Annotated in this window: 16 protein-coding genes; 12 read left to right on the top strand and 4 right to left on the bottom strand. The window is 70.9% G+C overall.

Translation table 11 applies throughout. The annotated features are described in order from the left end of the window. Positions 1–73: 73 nt before the first annotated feature. Positions 74–922 carry a LysR family transcriptional regulator gene (locus ACQCO7_RS35460; protein WP_464075646.1) on the bottom strand — a complete coding sequence of 283 codons (849 nt, stop codon included), beginning with the start codon at positions 920–922 and terminating at the stop codon, positions 74–76. A 104-nt stretch (positions 923–1026) separates the two neighbouring features. Between ACQCO7_RS35460 and ACQCO7_RS35455 the strand changes: the two genes are divergently transcribed. The 3 genes from ACQCO7_RS35455 (at position 1027) to ACQCO7_RS35445 (ending at position 2972) form a co-directional block, all read left to right on the top strand. Next, positions 1027–1770, top strand: coding sequence for an SDR family oxidoreductase (locus ACQCO7_RS35455; RefSeq protein WP_464075645.1), 744 nt, complete (start codon positions 1027–1029; stop codon positions 1768–1770). A gap of 221 nt (positions 1771–1991) precedes the next feature. Then, positions 1992–2318, top strand: a complete 327-nt coding sequence (locus ACQCO7_RS35450) for a hypothetical protein (RefSeq protein WP_464075644.1) — start codon at positions 1992–1994, stop codon at positions 2316–2318. Positions 2319–2393: 75 nt separating this feature from the next. Further along, positions 2394–2972, top strand: a complete 579-nt coding sequence (locus ACQCO7_RS35445) for a hypothetical protein (RefSeq protein WP_464075643.1) — start codon at positions 2394–2396, stop codon at positions 2970–2972. On the opposite strand, the gene ACQCO7_RS35440 is transcribed toward ACQCO7_RS35445, so the two are convergent. After that, entirely contained in the window at positions 2969–3877 is a 909-nt protein-coding gene (locus ACQCO7_RS35440; RefSeq protein ID WP_464075642.1) for a helix-turn-helix domain-containing protein, read from the bottom strand. The two genes, ACQCO7_RS35445 and ACQCO7_RS35440, sit on opposite strands and share 4 nt — an antisense overlap. A gap of 160 nt (positions 3878–4037) precedes the next feature. Here ACQCO7_RS35440 and tkt point away from each other — a divergent pair, with 160 nt between their 5' ends. From tkt to ACQCO7_RS35395, 9 genes are all read left to right on the top strand, one after another. Continuing rightward, complete coding sequence (tkt, locus tag ACQCO7_RS35435) at positions 4038–6110, top strand: transketolase (RefSeq protein WP_464075641.1); 2073 nt, start codon at positions 4038–4040, stop codon at positions 6108–6110. A 19-nt stretch (positions 6111–6129) separates the two neighbouring features. After that, positions 6130–7269: a transaldolase gene (tal, locus tag ACQCO7_RS35430; RefSeq protein ID WP_464075640.1), complete on the top strand. Its 1140-nt coding sequence runs from the start codon at positions 6130–6132 to the stop codon at positions 7267–7269. Next, the gene (zwf, locus tag ACQCO7_RS35425) at positions 7266–8831 is read left to right on the top strand and encodes a glucose-6-phosphate dehydrogenase (protein ID WP_464075639.1); all 1566 of its coding nucleotides are present in this window, start codon (positions 7266–7268) and stop codon (positions 8829–8831) included. Before tal ends, zwf begins: the two co-directional genes overlap by 4 nt. Then, the gene (gene opcA / locus ACQCO7_RS35420; RefSeq protein ID WP_464075638.1) at positions 8828–9763 is read left to right on the top strand and encodes a glucose-6-phosphate dehydrogenase assembly protein OpcA; all 936 of its coding nucleotides are present in this window, start codon (positions 8828–8830) and stop codon (positions 9761–9763) included. Before zwf ends, opcA begins: the two co-directional genes overlap by 4 nt. Continuing rightward, positions 9756–11399 (top strand): glucose-6-phosphate isomerase, encoded by a 1644-nt coding sequence (pgi, locus tag ACQCO7_RS35415; protein WP_464075637.1) that lies wholly within the window; start codon positions 9756–9758, stop codon positions 11397–11399. Before opcA ends, pgi begins: the two co-directional genes overlap by 8 nt. A gap of 2 nt (positions 11400–11401) precedes the next feature. Next, positions 11402–12277: a phosphogluconate dehydrogenase (NAD(+)-dependent, decarboxylating) gene (gene gnd, locus ACQCO7_RS35410; RefSeq protein ID WP_464075636.1), complete on the top strand. Its 876-nt coding sequence runs from the start codon at positions 11402–11404 to the stop codon at positions 12275–12277. Between the two features lie 8 nt (positions 12278–12285). Then, positions 12286–12873, top strand: coding sequence for a histidine phosphatase family protein (locus ACQCO7_RS35405; protein ID WP_464075635.1), 588 nt, complete (start codon positions 12286–12288; stop codon positions 12871–12873). A gap of 144 nt (positions 12874–13017) precedes the next feature. Further along, the gene (locus tag ACQCO7_RS35400; RefSeq protein WP_464075634.1) at positions 13018–14490 is read left to right on the top strand and encodes a membrane-associated oxidoreductase; all 1473 of its coding nucleotides are present in this window, start codon (positions 13018–13020) and stop codon (positions 14488–14490) included. 65 nt (positions 14491–14555) lie between these two features. Continuing rightward, a complete protein-coding gene (locus tag ACQCO7_RS35395) occupies positions 14556–15002 on the top strand; it encodes a PPOX class F420-dependent oxidoreductase (RefSeq protein WP_464075633.1) in 447 nt (148 codons plus the stop codon). Between the two features lie 56 nt (positions 15003–15058). Here the strand turns inward: ACQCO7_RS35395 and ACQCO7_RS35390 are convergent, their stop codons facing one another. After that, positions 15059–16408 (bottom strand): MFS transporter, encoded by a 1350-nt coding sequence (locus tag ACQCO7_RS35390; RefSeq protein ID WP_464075632.1) that lies wholly within the window; start codon positions 16406–16408, stop codon positions 15059–15061. A gap of 179 nt (positions 16409–16587) precedes the next feature. Continuing rightward, positions 16588–17253: a TetR family transcriptional regulator gene (locus ACQCO7_RS35385; RefSeq protein WP_464075631.1), complete on the bottom strand. Its 666-nt coding sequence runs from the start codon at positions 17251–17253 to the stop codon at positions 16588–16590. Between the last annotated feature and the right edge of the window lie 24 nt (positions 17254–17277).

The following is a 17277-nucleotide window of genomic DNA, read 5'->3' as shown; positions in this document are numbered from 1 at the left end:
TGCCGGGAGCTGATGGGAAACCGGACACCGTCCCCGAAATCCGGCACGATCTCCCGGCGTTCACCGCCGTCGGTCACAGGGCGGTGGCGGCGCGGACCAGCCCCGCGACCGCCGTTGAGCGGCTGTGTGGGGGCCAGGCGATGACCGTGGTGACGTGGGGGGCGTCGGGAACCGGTACGGCGGTGAGGTCCTCGCGCAGGCCGGTGAGGCCCGACTCCGGGACGACGGCGCAGGCTCGGCCGAGGGCGATGAGCTGGGTGAGTTGCGTGTGGTCGCGCACCTGCGGTCCGGGGCCGTCCGGGAAGGTGCCGTCAGGGCGGGGCCAGCGCGGCAGAGGCAGGTCAGGAAGGCCGGTGACCTCGGCGAGCCGCACGTGGGGGCGGGCGCTGAGAGGGTGGCCCGCCGGGAGGACCGCGACCTGACCCTCGTGGTGCAGGTCCTCGGTGTCGAAGCCGGCCGTGTCGTCGAACGGCCGATGCAGCAGGGCTACGTCGGCCCGGCCGTCGTGCAGCAACCGTGCCTGTTCGCCCGGTCCGCACAGCACGACGTCCACGGCGACGGCGCCGGGCTCGGCGGCGTAGGCGTCGAGGAGTTTCGCCAGCAGTTCACCGGAGGCGCCCGCCTTCGCGGCCAGGGCCACGGCGGGGCGGCCGGTCGCGGCGAGGGCGGCCCGGCGGGTGCGCCGTTCGGCGGCCTCGACGGCGTCCAGCGCAGCCCGCGCCTCCCGCAGCAGCACCGCCCCTGCCACGGTCAGGGAGACACCCCGGCTGCCACGCTCCAGCAGGAGGGTGCCCAGGCGCCGTTCGAGCCCGCCGATCGCCCGCGACAGCGGCGGTTGGGCGATCCCGAGCCGCTGCGCGGCCCGGCCGAAGTGCAGCTCCTCGGCGACCGCGACGAAGTACCGCAGCTCACGTGTCTCCACCCCACCAGCCTAACCGGGCCGACCAGGAGCGATATCCGGGCGGTATCGCCGTCCACCCAGTCGGTCTTGGACGCCCTGCCCGGCGGGGGAGAAGCATCGATGTCATGAGTGAGACGAACACTGTGAACCACCACAAGGTCGCGCTGGTGACCGGGGCCAACAAGGGCATCGGGTACGAGATCGCCGCCGGGCTCGGCGCCCTCGGCTGGTCCGTCGGAATCGGCGCGCGCAGCGAGGAACGGCGCAAGGCCGCTGTCGACAAGCTGCGCGCGGCCGGAGCCGATGCGTTCGGCGTGCCGCTGGATGTGACCGACGACGCGAGCGTGACAGCGGCGGCTCGGCTGATGGAGGAGCGGGCCGGGCGGCTCGACGCACTCGTCAACAACGCGGGGATCACCGGGGGCGGGCCGCAGGAGCCCACCACGGTCGACGTGAACCGGGTACGGGCGGCCGTGGAGACCAACGTGATCGGCGTCATCCGCGTCACCAACGCCCTGCTGCCGCTGCTGCGCCGCTCGCCGTCACCGCGGATCGTGAACGTCTCCAGCAGCGTCGGCTCCCTCACGCTCCAGACCACGCCTGGCGCCGAGACCGGCCCCATCGCCATCGCGTACGCCCCGTCGAAGACGTTCCTCAACGCCGTCACCGTGCAGTACGCCAAGGAACTGGCCGACACGCACATCCTGATCAACGCCGTCTGCCCCGGCTTCACGGCGACCGACCTCAACGGCTTCCGGGGAGTGCGCACCCCCCAGCAGGGCGCGGCTGCCGCGATCCGGCTGGCTACCGTTTCGGCCGACGGTCCGACGGGCCGCTTCTTCGACGACGAGGGAGAGGTGCCCTGGTGACGCGCTTCCGGTTCGCGCCGCCCCGGGAAAATGGCGCAAGCGCGTCCGCGTGACCGGCGCCGTCACGCTATGTCGGTACGGCCGTCGGGCCTCGGCCGGGTAACCCGGGCGGGTGAAGCGGGATCGTTTCCTCCACGGCCGTTCGGGTGACGCCCGCCTCACGGGCGTGTCCGGGCGAACACACTGGCCGTCCGCAACACGCCCCCCGAGAGAGCGAGTTCATGAAGCACCTCCGCAAGACGCTGGCCGTGGTCGTGGCCGCCACAGCCCTGTGCACCGCGTTCACGACGCCCGCCCAGGCGGCCCGAGGATCCTTCGCCTACTACTACCTGAACGGGGGGTGGCCGCCGGGAGCCGATCTGCCCAACCCCGAGGACAATCGCTGCTACAACACGCTGGCCGAAGCGACCCAAGCGACCAACCACACCGACCGCCGCGCCATCCTGTACCGGGGCACGGACTGCCACCCCGAGGAGACCGCGACCTTCATGGACCCGGGCACGAACGCCCCCGACCACTTCAGGTCGGTGATGTTCGTGACCTGGTAGGGCGGTACGAGGTGTCCGGCCGGCGCAAGTCCCGGCCGGACACCCTCGGCCTCGGCTCCCGGGTAGCGTGCGCGCATGACCGCCGACGAGTACGACGCAAGCCAGATCATCGTGCTCTCCATGGAGGAGTCCGTCCTGCGAAGGCCCGGTATGCACTTCCGTGTCGGGCTGCGTGACCCCCGGCTGACCGGTGAGGTGCTGAGCGCCGTTGTGGGCCACTCTCTGCACCCGGCGGCCAAGGTGGCCGAGCCGCACTCCCTGCGTGTCGAGGTCGAGATCCACGCCGACCTGGAGTTCTCGATCGGCGACGACCGTGCCGACGCGCTGGACGCGGAAGGGCGCCCCGTCCCGGGGTACAACGACTCGCTGCTCGGCCCGAACCGCTGCTTCGCCGCCGCGGCGGCAGTGCTGAGTACGGAGACCCTCGTCGAGGTGTGGCGGGACGGCACAGGTTTCCGGCAGACCCTCCGGTGTCTCCAACCCCTCGCGGAGCCGGCCCGGTTCACCCCGCCCCCGGCAGAAGGCACCCGTGTCCGCTTCCGTCTCGACCCCGCGCACTTCACCACACCGCTCCCCGCAGACCTCGGCGGCCTCGCCTTGCACGACGAGACCTGCGCCCCCGATGCCCCCCTCGCCTTCAGGGACCTCCGCTAGCGCAGCTCCGCCCGGAACGCCGCCGGCGTCGTCTCCGTGTGCTGGTGGAAGAACTTCGAGAAGTTGCCCGGGTCGGGGAAGCCCACGGCGGCGCCCACGCGGCCGATGGGCAGGTCCGTGTGCGCCAGCAACCGCTTCGCCTCCAGGACGACCCGCTTGTCGATGAAGCCCTTGGGCGTCTCGCCGGTCGCGGCGCGCACCGCGCGGACCAGGGTGCGCCGGGAGTAGCCGAGGGCGTCCGCGTACGCGCTGACGCTGTGGTTCGTCGCGAAGTCCCGTTCGACCGCGTCGCGGAACAGCGTGAACGTCGTGTCCATCCGCCGTTCCGCCTCGGCGGAGCTGGTCGCCGCGAGGTGGGCGAGGCGCAGCAGGAACGCGGTCAGGGAGTGCCGCAGCACCGCCGTATGGAGGCTGAGCGGCAGCGTCTTCGCGTCCTCGTACTCGCGCCGGAGGTGCGACAGGGAACCCCGCAGCGCGGCGAGCCGCTCCGCGTCGGGGCGCAGAAGCGGCGGGAGGTCGTAGCGGTACAGCCCCGTCGCCTCGACGGTCGCGCGCGGCAGGAACCCGGGCTGCATCGCGAGGACGGTCCCCCGGTAGTCGGGGACGCGGGAGAAGCGGTGGACCTGCCCCGGCCTGATCCACAGGACGTCGCCCGCACGGGCCTCGTACTCCGTGAAGTCGACCATGTGCCGCACGGGCCCGTCCTCGAACAGCAGGACCACGTGGAAGTCGATGCGGTGGACGCGGTCGATGCGTGCCTCGGCGGGGTGCCAGGCGCGCCCGGTGTTCATGGGCCCGACCTGCATGCCCACCCCCGCGACGCTGAGGTCGGCGGGGAAGGGGAACGTTCGGATTCCGGCCACCGGCCCGTCACCCTCGCCGCCTTGGATGGTTCTGTCCGCCATGTCCCGCTCGCGCCGCCTCGCTCGTGATCTCCGTGTCCCACTTTCACCACAGGCTGACACATGCAGCCCTTCCACAGAAAAAGTCCGACTTTTAGTTTTGGAGACGTAACGGCCGTGTTACCGGTCGCACAAGTGACTTCTTGAAGAGGGATCTCTGACGATGAGCGCGCAGACACCCAAGGCCCTGGAGTGGACCGACCTCGACCGCCGAGCCGTGGACACCGCCCGCGTGCTCGCGGCGGACGCGGTGCAGAAGGTCGGCAACGGCCACCCGGGCACGGCGATGAGCCTGGCCCCGGTCGCGTACACGATCTTTCAGAAGGTGATGCGGCACGACCCGGCGGACCCGGAGTGGACGGGCCGCGACCGCTTCGTACTGTCCCCCGGCCACACCTCGCTGACCCTCTACACCCAGCTCTTCCTGGCCGGATACGAACTTGAACTCGACGACCTGAAGGCGTTCCGCACGCAGGGCTCGAAGACCCCGGGCCACCCCGAGTACGGCCACACGGCGGGCGTCGAGACCACGACGGGCCCCCTCGGCCAGGGCCTGGCGAACGCGGTCGGCATGGCGATGGCGGCCCGCTACGAACGCGGCCTCTTCGACCCGGAGGCCCCCGAGGGCACCTCCCCCTTCGACCACACGATCTGGGCGATCGTCTCGGACGGCGACCTGGAGGAGGGCGTCTCCGCCGAGGCGTCCTCGCTGGCAGGCCACCAGAAGCTCGGCAACCTGGTCTTCGTCTACGACGACAACCACATCTCGATCGAGGGCGACACGGCGACGGCGTTCTCGGAGGACGTCCTGGGGCGGTACGAGGCGTACGGCTGGCACACTCAGCGCGTGGCACCCACCGACGAGGGCGACGTCGATGTCCCCGCCCTGTACGCGGCGTTGAAGGCGGCGCAGGCCGAGACCGACCGCCCGTCGATCATCGCCCTGCGCACGATCATCGCCTGGCCCGCCCCCAACGCCCGCAACACGGAGGCCTCGCACGGCTCCGCGCTCGGCGCCGACGAGGTCGCCGCCACCAAGCGCCTGCTCGGCTTCGACCCGGAGCGGTCCTTCGAGGTCGCCCCCGAGGTCCTCGCCCACAGCCGCCAGGCCCTCGACCGGGGCGCCGAGGCGCACGCCGCGTGGGACAAGCGGATCGCCGAGTGGCGGAACCGATTCCCCGAGCACGCCGCCCTGTTCGACCGTGTCGTGGCCGGTCAGCTCCCCGAGGGCTGGCAGGACGCGCTGCCGGTGTTCGAGGAGGGCACGTCCGTCGCGACGCGCGCGGCCTCCGGCAAGGTCCTCCAGGCGCTGGGCCCGGTCGTCCCCGAACTCTGGGGCGGCTCCGCCGACTTGGCGGGCTCGAACAACACGACCATCGACAAGGGGAGTTCGTTCCTCCCGAAGGGCAACCCCCTTCCGGAGGCCGACCCGTACGGCCGGACCGTCCACTTCGGCATCCGCGAGTTCTCGATGGCCGCCGAGATGAACGGCATCGCGCTGCACGGCAACACCCGTATCTACGGCGGGACGTTCCTCGTCTTCTCCGACTACATGCGCAACGCGGTCCGCATGTCCGCGCTGATGCAGCTCCCGGTCACCTACGTCTGGACGCACGACTCGGTGGGCCTCGGCGAGGACGGCCCGACCCACCAGCCGGTCGAGCACCTGGCGTCGCTGCGCGCGATCCCGGGCCTGAACGTCGTACGCCCCGCCGACGCGAACGAGACGGCGATCGCCTGGGCGGAGATCCTCAAGCGCCACTCCACGCACCCGGCCCCGCACGGACTGGCCCTGACCCGCCAGGGAGTTCCGACGTACGCGCCCAACCCGGACGCGGCGAAGGGCGGTTACGTCCTGGCCGAGGCGAGCGAGGCCCCCGAGGTCGTCCTGATCGCGACCGGCTCCGAGGTCCAGCTCGCCGTCGCCGCACGGGAGTTGCTGGAGGCCGAGGGCACCCCCACCCGCGTGGTCTCGATGCCGTCGGTGGAGTGGTTCGAGGAGCAGACCGCCGAGTACCGCGCGCAAGTCCTCCCCGCCGCCGTCAAGGCCCGCGTCGCCGTGGAAGCCGGCATCGGCCTGACCTGGTACCGCTACGTCGGTGACGCCGGACGCATCGTGTCCCTGGAGCACTTCGGCGCCTCCGCCGACGCGAAGACCCTGTTCGCCGAGTACGGCTTCACCGCAGAGAACGTCGCCGCCGCAGCCCGGGAATCCCTTGCCGCCGCGCGTGGTTGATCGAAACGCCAGAAAGAAGATGATCGAAGTGACCGCAACACCCCTGGAACGCCTGAGTGCTGAAGGCGTCTCCATCTGGCTGGACGACCTCTCGCGCCAGCGGCTCGTCTCCGGCAACCTCGCCGAGCTGATCGCCACCCAGCACGTCGTCGGCGTCACCACCAACCCCTCGATCTTCCAGGCCGCGATCGGCTCCGGCGAGGGCTACGAGGAGCAGCTCGCCGACCTGGCCGTACGCGGCGTCACGGTCGACGAGGCCGTACGGATGATGACGACGGCCGACGTACGGGACGCGGCGGACGTGCTGCGGCCGGTGTACGACGCGAGCGGCGGCCGGGACGGCCGGGTCTCGATCGAGGTGGACCCGCGTCTCGCGCACGAGACGGCGGCGACCGTCGCCGAGGCGAAGCAGCTGTTCTGGCTGGTGGACCGGCCGAACGTGATGATCAAGATCCCGGCGACGAAGGCCGGCCTCCCGGCGATCACCGAGGTCGCGGGCCTCGGGATCAGCGTGAACGTGACGCTGATCTTCTCCCTGGAGCGGTACGCCGAGGTCATGGACGCCTACCTCGCGGGCCTGGAGAAGGCGCGCGCGGCCGGTCTCGACCTGTCCACGATCCACTCCGTGGCCTCCTTCTTCGTCTCCCGCGTCGACTCCGACATCGACAAGCGGCTCACCGCGCTGGGCACCGACGAGGCCCTCGCCCTCAAGGGCAGGGCGGCGCTCGCGAACGCGCGGCTGGCCTACGAGGCGTACGAGAAGGTCTTCGCCTCCGAGCGCTTCGCCGCCCTGGAGAGCGCGGGCGCGCACCGCCAGCGTCCGCTGTGGGCTTCGACCGGAGTGAAGGATCCTGCTTACAAGGACACCCTGTACGTGGACGAGCTGGTCGCGCCCGGCACGGTCAACACCATGCCGCAGGCCACACTGGACGCGGTCGCCGACCACGGGGTCGTCACCGGTGACACGGTCACGGGCGGGTACGAGCAGGCCCGCGCGGACCTCGACGCGGTGGCGGCGCTGGGTGTGTCGTACGACGAGGTGGTCACCCGACTGGAGCAGGAGGGTGTCGAGAAGTTCGCGGTCGCGTGGGAGGACCTGCTGAGCGCGGTCAGGAAGTCGCTGGAGAGCAAGGGAAACAAGGGAGTGGGCGCGGAATGAACGCCGTAGACACTGTCAGCGGTACGGCCGTGGACCCGGCCGACTGGGAGAACCCGCTGCGGGATCCCCGGGACCGGCGGCTGCCGCGGATCGCGGGGCCGTCCGGGCTGGTGATCTTCGGGGTGACGGGTGACCTGTCGCGCAAGAAGCTGATGCCGGCCGTCTACGACCTCGCCAACCGCGGGATGCTCCCGCCGGGCTTCTCGCTCGTCGGGTTCGCCCGCCGGGACTGGGAGGACCAGGACTTCGCGCAGGTCGTGCACGACTCGGTGCGCGAGCACGCCCGGACGCCGTTCCGCGAGGAGGTGTGGCAGCAGCTCGCGGAGGGCATGCGGTTCATCCCCGGGGCCTTCGACGACGACACCGCGTTCAAGCAGCTGCGGCAGACCGTCGACGAGCTGGACGCGGCGCGCGGTACGAGCGGCAACTACGCCTTCTACCTCTCCGTACCGCCGAAGTTCTTCCCCGAGGTCGTCCAGCAGCTGAAGAAGCACGGGCTGGCGACCCCGCCGGAGGGCTCCTGGCGGCGCGCGGTCATCGAGAAGCCGTTCGGGCACGACCTGGCGTCGGCCGAGGAGCTGAACCGGATCGTGCACGACGTGTTCGACCCGGACCAGGTCTTCCGGATCGACCACTACCTCGGCAAGGAGACCGTCCAGAACATCCTGGCGCTGCGCTTCGCGAACCAGATGTTCGAGCCGATCTGGAACCGGTCGTACGTCGACCACGTGCAGATCACGATGGCCGAGGACATCGGCATCGGCGGGCGCGCCGGGTACTACGACGGCATCGGCTCGGCCCGTGACGTCATCCAGAACCACCTGCTCCAGCTGATGGCGCTCACCGCGATGGAGGAGCCGGCCGCGTTCGACGCGGCGTCGCTGCTCACCGAGAAGCTGAAGGTCCTCAAGGCCGTGAAGCTCCCGGAGAACATCGGCGAGCACACCGTGCGCGGCCAGTACGCCGAGGGCTGGCAGGGCGGCGAGAAGGTCAGCGGCTACCTCCAGGAGGACGGCATCGACCCGGCCTCCACGACGGACACGTACGCGGCGATCAAGCTGAACGTCGACAACCGCCGCTGGGCCGGGGTCCCGTTCTACCTGCGCACCGGAAAGCGGCTCGGCCGCCGGGTCACCGAGATCGCGGTGGTCTTCCAGACGGCGCCGCACTCGCCGTTCGACTCCAGCGCCACGGAGGAGCTGGGTTCCAACGCGATCGTCATCCGGGTCCAGCCGGACGAGGGCATGACGGTACGGTTCGGGTCGAAGGTCCCGGGTACCTCGATGGAGATCCGGGACGTGACGATGGACTTCGCGTACGGCGAATCCTTCACGGAGTCCAGCCCCGAGGCGTACGAACGGCTCATCCTGGACGTACTGCTCGGGGACGCCAACCTCTTCCCCCGCCACCAGGAAGTGGAAGAGTCCTGGAAGATCCTCGATCCGATCGAGGTCCACTGGGCGACGCACGGGAAGCCCGCCCAGTACGCGTCCGGCAGCTGGGGCCCCCAGGAAGCCGACGAGATGCTCGCACGAGACGGACGGAGCTGGCGCAGGCCATGAAGATCGACCTCACCGACACCACGGCAAGCAAGATCAACAAGGCGCTGGTGCAGGGTCGCCGCGCCATCGGCACCCCCGCCGTGGGAATGGTCCTGACGATGGTCATCGTCACGGACGAAGAGAACGCGTACGACGCGATCAAGGCGGCCGAGGAGGCATCGCACGAGCACCCCTCGCGCACCCTGGTCGTCATCAAGCGCCAGGCCCGCACCCCGCGCGAGCGCACCCAGTCCCGGCTCGACGCCGAGGTCCGGGTCGGCTCCGAGGCGGGCGCCGGCGAGACCGTCGTGCTGCGCACCTACGGCGAGGTGTCCGACCACGCCGACTCGGTGGTCCTGCCGCTGCTGCTGCCGGACGCGCCGGTCGTCGTCTGGTGGCCGGTGGACGCCCCCGAGAACCCCTCGAAGGACCCGCTGGGCGCGCTGGCGCAGCGCAGGATCACCGACCTGTACGCGGTCGAGAACCCCCTCCAGACGCTGTCCGCGCGGGTACGGTCGTACGCCCCCGGCGACACCGACCTCGCCTGGACCCGCCTCACACCGTGGCGCTCGATGCTCGCGGCGGCCCTCGACCAGGCCCGGGTGCCGATCGTCTCCGGCGCCGTCGAGGCCGAGGCCGACAACCCGGCCGCCGAGCTGCTCGCCCGCTGGCTGGAGGCGCGCCTCAAGGTCACGATCGACCGCGTGGTCACGGCCGGTCCGGTCGTCACGGCCGTCCGGCTCGGCACGGCGGACGGCGAGGTCGTCATCGACCGTCCCGACGGCCCCCTCGCGACGCTGTCGCTGCCGGGCCAGCCGTCCCGCACCCTCGCGCTGAAGGTGCGCACCACCTCAGAACTCATCGCCGAGGAACTGCGTCGCCTCGACGCGGACGAGATGTACGCCGTCGCCCTGCGCGGCGAGGGCACCAAGGAGACCCCCGCACATGTCTGAGACACCTCTGCTCACCGAACGGCCCGAGTGGGAAGCGCTGTTGGCGCACTCGGCCCGACGGACCGGGCTGCGCGAGCTGTTCGCGACCGACCCCGCCCGCGCCGAGCGGTACGTCGTCCGGGTCGGCGATCTGCGGATCGACTACTCGAAGCACCTCGTCACCGACGAGACGCTGACGCTGCTGCGTGAACTCGCCGCCGCCACCGACGTGTTCGGGCTGCGGGACGCGATGTTCCGGGGCGAGAAGATCAACATCACCGAGCAGCGGGCGGTGCTGCACACCGCGCTGCGGGCGCCGCGCGGCGCGGTGATCGAGGTCGATGGCGAGAACGTCGTACCGGCCGTGCACGCGGTGCTCGACAAGATGGCCGCGTTCGCCGGGCAGGTGCGGTCGGGCGAGTGGGTCGGGCACACCGGCAAGCGGATCCGCAACGTCGTCAACATCGGTATCGGTGGCTCGGACCTCGGTCCCGCGATGGCGTACGAGGCGCTGCGGGCGTTCACGGACCGTTCGCTGACCTTCCGGTTCGTGTCCAACGTGGACGGCTCCGACCTGCACGAGGCCGTGCGCGACCTCGATCCCGAGGAGACGCTGTTCATCGTCGCCTCGAAGACGTTCACCACGATCGAGACGATCACCAACGCCACCTCGGCGCGATCCTGGCTGCTCAGGGGCCTGGACGGCGACGAGAAGGCCGTGGCCAAGCACTTTGTCGCGCTGTCGACGAACTCCGAGAAGGTCGCGGACTTCGGCATCGACACGGCGAATATGTTCGAGTTCTGGGACTGGGTCGGCGGGCGCTACTCGTACGACTCCGCGATCGGGCTCTCGCTGATGATCGCGATCGGTCCGGACGGGTTCCGGGAGATGCTCGACGGGTTCCACCTGGTCGACGAGCACTTCCGTACGGCGCCCGCCGAGGCCAACGCGCCTTTGATCATGGGCCTGTTGGGGGTCTGGTACGGCAACGTGCTGGGCGCGCAGTCGCACGCGGTGCTGCCGTACTCGCACTATCTCTCCAAGTTCACCGCCTACTTGCAGCAGCTGGACATGGAGTCCAACGGCAAGTCCGTGGACCGCGAGGGGCGTCCGGTCTCCTGGGAGACCGGTCCCGTGGTGTGGGGCACGCCGGGCACCAACGGGCAGCACGCGTACTACCAGTTGATCCACCAGGGCACGAAGCTGATCCCGGCCGACCTGCTCGGGTTCGCGCGTCCGGTCGGCGAGCTGAGCGACGAACTCAAGGCGCAGCACGACCTGTTGATGGCCAACCTGTTCGCGCAGGGCCAGGCGCTGGCGTTCGGCAAGACGGCCGACGAGGTCCGTGCGGAGGGCGTCCCGGAGGAGCAGGTAGCGCACCGCACGTTCCAGGGCAACCACCCCACGACGACCATCCTCGCGGGCGAGCTGTCACCGTCGGTCCTCGGGCAGCTCATCGCCCTCTACGAGCACAAGGTGTTCGTCCAGGGCGCCGTCTGGAACATCGACTCCTTCGACCAGTGGGGCGTGGAGCTGGGCAAGGTCCTCGCCAAGCGCGTGGAGCCCGCCCTCACCTCGGGTGCGGACGTGCCCGGACTCGACGCCTCCACGGCCGCTCTCGTCGCCGCCTACCGTGACCTCAAGGAAGTGAAGTAGCCATGCAGCTCGGACTGATCGGTCTCGGCAAGATGGGCGGCAACATGCGCGAGCGGATCCGCCGCGCCGGCCACACCGTCGTCGGGTACGACCGCAACCCCGAACTCTCCGACGTGGCGAGCCTGTCGGAGCTGGTGGAGAAGCTCGAAGCGCCGCGCGTGGTCTGGGTGATGGTCCCGGCCGGCGGCCCCACGCAGTCCGTCGTGGACGAGCTGGGCGGCCTCCTCGATGCCGGTGACACGGTCGTCGACGGCGGCAACTCCCGCTGGACCGAGGACGAGAAGCACGCGCAGGAGCTGGGCGCCAAGGGCATCGGCTTCGTCGACGCGGGTGTCTCCGGCGGCGTGTGGGGTCTCCAGAACGGCTACGCCCTGATGGTCGGCGGCGACGCCGAGCACATCGCGAAGGTGCAGCCGGTCTTCGACGCCCTCAAGCCCGAAGGGCCGTACGGGTACGTCCACGCCGGCAAGGTCGGCGCCGGGCACTTCTCCAAGATGGTCCACAACGGCATCGAGTACGCCATGATGCAGGCGTACGCCGAGGGCTGGGAGCTGCTGGAGAAGGTCGACTCCGTCACCGACGTGCGCGAGGTCTTCCGGTCCTGGCAGGAGGGCACCGTCATCCGGTCGTGGCTGCTCGACCTCGCGGTGAACGCGCTGGACGAGGACGAGCACCTGGACAAGCTGCGCGGGTACGCCGAGGACTCCGGCGAGGGGCGTTGGACGGTCGAGGCCGCCATCGACCACGCGGTGCCGCTCCCGGCGATCACCGCCTCGCTGTTCGCGCGGTTCTCGTCCCGGCAGGACGACTCGCCGCAGATGAAGATGATCTCGGCGCTGCGCAACCAGTTCGGCGGGCACGCCGTCGAGAGCAAGTAGGTCCGGCCATGGGGGACTTGTTCCTGGTCCGCCATGGGGAGACGGAGTGGAGCGCGTCGGGCCGGCACACCAGCTGGACCGACCTGCCCCTCACCGACCAGGGTGAGCAGCAGGCCAAGTCGCTCACGCCGCTCCTCGCGGGCCGGACCTTCTCACTCGCGCTGACCAGCCCGCTGGCCCGCGCCGTCCGTACCGCCGAACTCGCCGGGATCACCGGGGCGTCGGCCGAGCCCGACCTGCACGAGTGGGACTACGGCGGGTACGAGGGGATCACGACCGTCGACATCCACAGGACGCGTCCCGACTGGTACCTGTGGACCGACGGGGTGCCGCCCGGTCCCGAGGGGCACCCCGGGGAGTCGCCGCAGGAGATCGGCGCTCGCGCGGACCGGGTGCTCGCGCGTGTGGTGCCCGCGCTGGAGGAGGGTGACGTGGTGCTGGTCGCCCACGCGCACTTCCTGCGGGTGCTGACGGCCCGGCGGCTGGGGTTGCCGGCTTCCGAGGGGCGGTTGTTCCAGCTGGCGACGGGGACGGTGAGCCGGTTGTCGATGGAGCACGGGTGGCCGGCGATCGCGGAGTGGAACGCGAGGGCGTGACGGGGTCGGTGAGGCGGACGGGGTGCGGCGCGCGGCGATGGCGCATCGCCCCGGCGTCTCGCCCTCCCGCCCCGCAGCACCCCCGTGTGATCTGCCACCACCCCCGTTGACACCCCGCCACCAGGCCCGCCAGAGTCGCGACCGATGGAGATCAACGATCTGACACCGGCCGAGCGACGCGTCTGGCGGGCCTTCGTCACGGGGGCGACCGTGGACTTCCGTGACGAGGACGGGGACGGGGACGGGGACGGGGACGGGCCCGGCGTCGAGTGGGGGCCCGAACGGTCCGTCCGTGCCGAGGTGTTGCGCGCGCTGCTGCTCAACGGCCCCTCGGAACCCGGCGAGGTACCCGCGCTGAAGCTCCTGGGGGCGCGGATCACCGGCGAGTTGGACCTGCGGTACGCGACCGTGGAGCAGGTGATCCGCCTCAACTACTGCCGTTTCGACCGGACTCCGCGTTTCGCGGGGGCCCAGTTGCCGTACCTGAACCTGCGCGACAGCACCCTCCCCGGCCTCGCCGCGGCCCGCGCCCGCATCGACGGCAGCCTGCGTCTGACCCGGTGCCGTATCTCCGGCCCGGTCCGCCTCGGCGGCACCCAGATCGCGGGCGCGCTCTTCCTGGACCACGCGGAAGTCACCGGCGACGACAGCGGGTTGCCGGCGCTGGGCCTCAACCAGGTCTCCGTGGACGACGAGCTGTGCGCGAGGGGCCTCACCGTACGGGGCCTGATCCGCCTCGACGGCGCCCGTGTCGCCGGCTCGGTGGACCTGGAGGACGCGGACCTCGCCCACCCGGGCGCGAACGTCCTCCAGGCCGAGACGATGGAGGTGGGCGCGAACATCGTCGCCCGCCGCCTGCGCGCACAGGGCCGGATCGACCTGCGCGGCGCCCGGGTCCCCGGCCGGATCGACCTCCTCGACTGCACGCTGTCGAACCCCGGCGGGACGGCGCTGCGCGCGAGCAGTTGCGTGATCGGGGAGCTGTGGCTGCGCAGGGGCGCTCCGATCGAGGGCATGCTGAACCTCCGGGCCACGGAGATAGGCCAGTTGAACCTGTCCCCGGAGAAACTCCCGGACCAGGTCCGCCTGTTGGACCTGACGTACACGTTCCTGACCCCGCACGCCCCGGTCGAGTCCCGCCTCCCGATGCTGGACCGCGACGACTCCTTCAACCCGCACGCGTACGAGCAGCTCACCGCCGCCTACCGCAGAACCGGCGACGACGCCTCCGCCCGCCTGGTCCAGCTCGCCAAGCAGCGTTGCCACCGCCGCACCCTCCCCTGGTACGGCCGCCTCTGGGGCCACCTCCAGGACACGACGGTCGGCTACGGCTTCCGCCCCCTGCGCGCGGGCATCTGGCTGCTCTCCCTGCTGGCCCTCGGCTCGGTCACCTTCGCCCTCCACCACCCGGCGCCCCTGAAGCCCGCCGAGTCCCCCGGCTTCAACCCCGTCTTCTACACCCTCGACCTGCTCCTCCCGGTCATCTCCTTCGGCCAGGAGGCGGCGTTCGCACCGACCGGCGTCTACCAGACCCTGTCGTACGTCCTGATCGTGACGGGCTGGATCCTGGCGACGACGGTGGTCACGGGCATCACGCGGACGGTGAGCCGGCAGTGACCGCCGGTGGCGCGCTGTTCGCCGCCTGGGAATGCGGCGGTCGCAGGCCATGGTTGAGGAACGACATGACTCAGGACACGACGGACGATGCCCTCCTCGCCCTGCTCTCCGGTACCCGGGGCGGAGTGCTCGTCACCCTCAAGCGTGACGGTCGGCCTCAGCTCTCGAACGTCACCCACCACTACGACCCCGACGGGCGCACCCTGCGGATCTCCGTCACCGCCGACCGTGCCAAGACCCGTAACCTCCAGCGCGACCCCCGCACGAGCTACCACGTCACCAGTGACGACCGCTGGGCCTACACGGTCGTGGAGGGCACCGCCGACCTGACGCCTCCCGCCGAGGACCCCGCCGACGACACGGTCGAGGAGTTGGTCCGGCTTTATCGGGCCGTCCAGGGCGAGCACCCCGACTGGGACGACTTCCGTGCCGCGATGGTCCGTGACCGGCGGCTCGTGGTCCGTCTCAGGGTGGAGCGGGTGTACGGGATCCCGGCGAAGAAGGCCGGCTGAACCTCCGTACACGGCGAGGCCCCGGAGCCCGAAGGCGTCCGGGGACCCGGCGGGGGTCAGGCCGAGACGGACTCGCGTTCCGGGTGGTTTCCCGGGGTGCGCAGGCCCAGGGACTCGGTCGGGATCTTCGCCGTCTCGCGGGCCGTGAGGACGGCGATGACCGGCGGGACGCACAGGGCCGACGTGAACAGGGCCACCGAGAACCAGTCGTCGCCGTCCGGACCAGCGATCTCCGCCGCGAACGTGACCGCGAAACCGGCGATGGCGAAGCCGATCTGCGTGCCGATCGCCATGCCCGACAGACGGACCCGGGTCGTGAACATCTCGCCGTAGAACGACGGCCAGACGCCGTTCGCGGCGCTGTAGAGGACACCGAACGTGAGGATGCCGAGCAGCATCATCAGCGGGTACGAGCCGGTCGAGATCGACCACAGGTAGGCGAACATCATGGCTCCGCTGCCCGCCGCGCCGACCAGGAACACCGGGCGGCGGCCGATGCGGTCGGAGAGCGTCGCCCACAGGGGGATCGCCGCGAGGGCGACGAGGTTGGCGAGCGCGCCGACCCACAGCATCGACGTACGGCTCATGCCGACCGCGTCGCTGGTCGCGTACGACAGGGCCCAGACCGTGAAGATCGTGCTCACGGAGGCGACCAGCGCGCCCGCGATCACCCGCAGGACGTCCGACCAGTGCTCGCGGAGCAGGACGAGGAGCGGCATCTTCACGACGCCCTCGGTCGCGGCCTGCCGCTCGAACGCCGGGGTCTCGTCGAGCTTGCGGCGGATCACGTACCCGGCCACCGCGACCGCGATGCTCAGCCAGAACGGGACGCGCCAGCCCCACGACAGCAACTGGTCCTCGGGCAGGGAGGCGACCGGGATGAACACGAGGGTGGCGATGAGCTGGCCGCCCTGCGTGCCGCTGAGGGTGAAGCTCGTGAAGAAGCCCCGGCGGTGCGAGGGCGCGTGCTCCAGCGTCATCGACCCCGCGCTGGCCTGTTCGCCCGCCGCCGAGATGCCCTGGAGGACCCGGCACAGCACCAGCAGGACCGGAGCGAGGGTACCGACCTGTTCACGCGTGGGCAGACAGCCGATCAGGAACGTCGACAGGCCCATCAGCATCAGCGTGAAGACCATGATCTTCTTGCGGCCGACCCGGTCCCCGAAGTGGCCGAGGAACAGCGCGCCGACCGGCCGCGCGGCGTACGCGACCCCGAACGTCGCCAGCGAGAGCAGCGTCGCCGTCGCCGGGTCGGACTCGTCGAAGAACACGTCCGGGAAGATCAGCGCGGCGGCGCTGCCGTAGATGAAGAAGTCGTAGTACTCCAGGGCGCTGCCGATCCAGGCCGCGGCGGCGGCCTTCTTCGGCTGGCCCGGCGGGGCGGGGGAGGGGACGGGGACGGACACGGCGGCTCCTTCGGGGGGCTCCACGACGGCGTGGGGCGAGCGGTGAGGAAGGGGCGGGCAGGGCGCGGGCCGGATGAGGCGCTTAATTAACCCACTGGGTAGTTAGTCTCGGTGGGAAGGGATGTTGCGCCGAGGTTTCCCTCGTGTCAAGAGGTCGCGCGGACAGTCGCCGACGGCTGTCAGTCCGCTGCGCGTTCCGCCGTCAGGTACGCGATCACCATGTCGCCGAGCATCACCCGGTACTGCTCGCGCCGCTCCGGGGCGACGAGGTCGCGGCCGAACAGGGCGCCGAACGTGTGCCGGTTGGCGACCCGGAAGAAGCAGAACGAGCTGATCATCGCGTGCAGGTCGACGGCGTCGACGTCCGCCGTGAACAGGCCCGACCTCTGCCCGGCGGCGAGGATGCGGCGGATCACGTCGAGCGCGGGCGAGCCCATCCGGCCGAGCTTCTCGGACGCCGCGATGTGCTCGGCGCCGTGGATGTTCTCGATCGTCACCAGGCGGATGAAGTCGGGGTGCGCCTCGTGGTGGTCGAACGTCACCTCCGCGAGCCGGCGGATCGCCGCGACCGGGTCCAGGTGGTCGACGTCCAGGCGCTGTTCGGCCTCGCGGATCACGCCGTACGCGCGCTCCAGGACCGCCGTGAACAGCTGTTCCTTGCCGCCGAAGTAGTAGTAGATCATCCGCTTCGTCGTGCGGGTGCGGGCCGCGATCTCGTCGACGCGGGCGCCGTCGTACCCGGCCCGCGCGAACTCCTGGGTCGCCACGTCGAGGATCTCCGCCCGGGTACGGGCCGCGTCGCGGATCCGTCCGCCGGGGCGCGCTGGTTCGTCGACGCTGGTCATCGGAGTCCTTCGGGAGTGCGGACA

Source organism: Streptomyces saintjeani (assembly GCF_055409605.1).
Note: the sequence above shows the minus strand (reverse complement) of the source record. Positions and strands in the feature narration are given on the sequence as shown.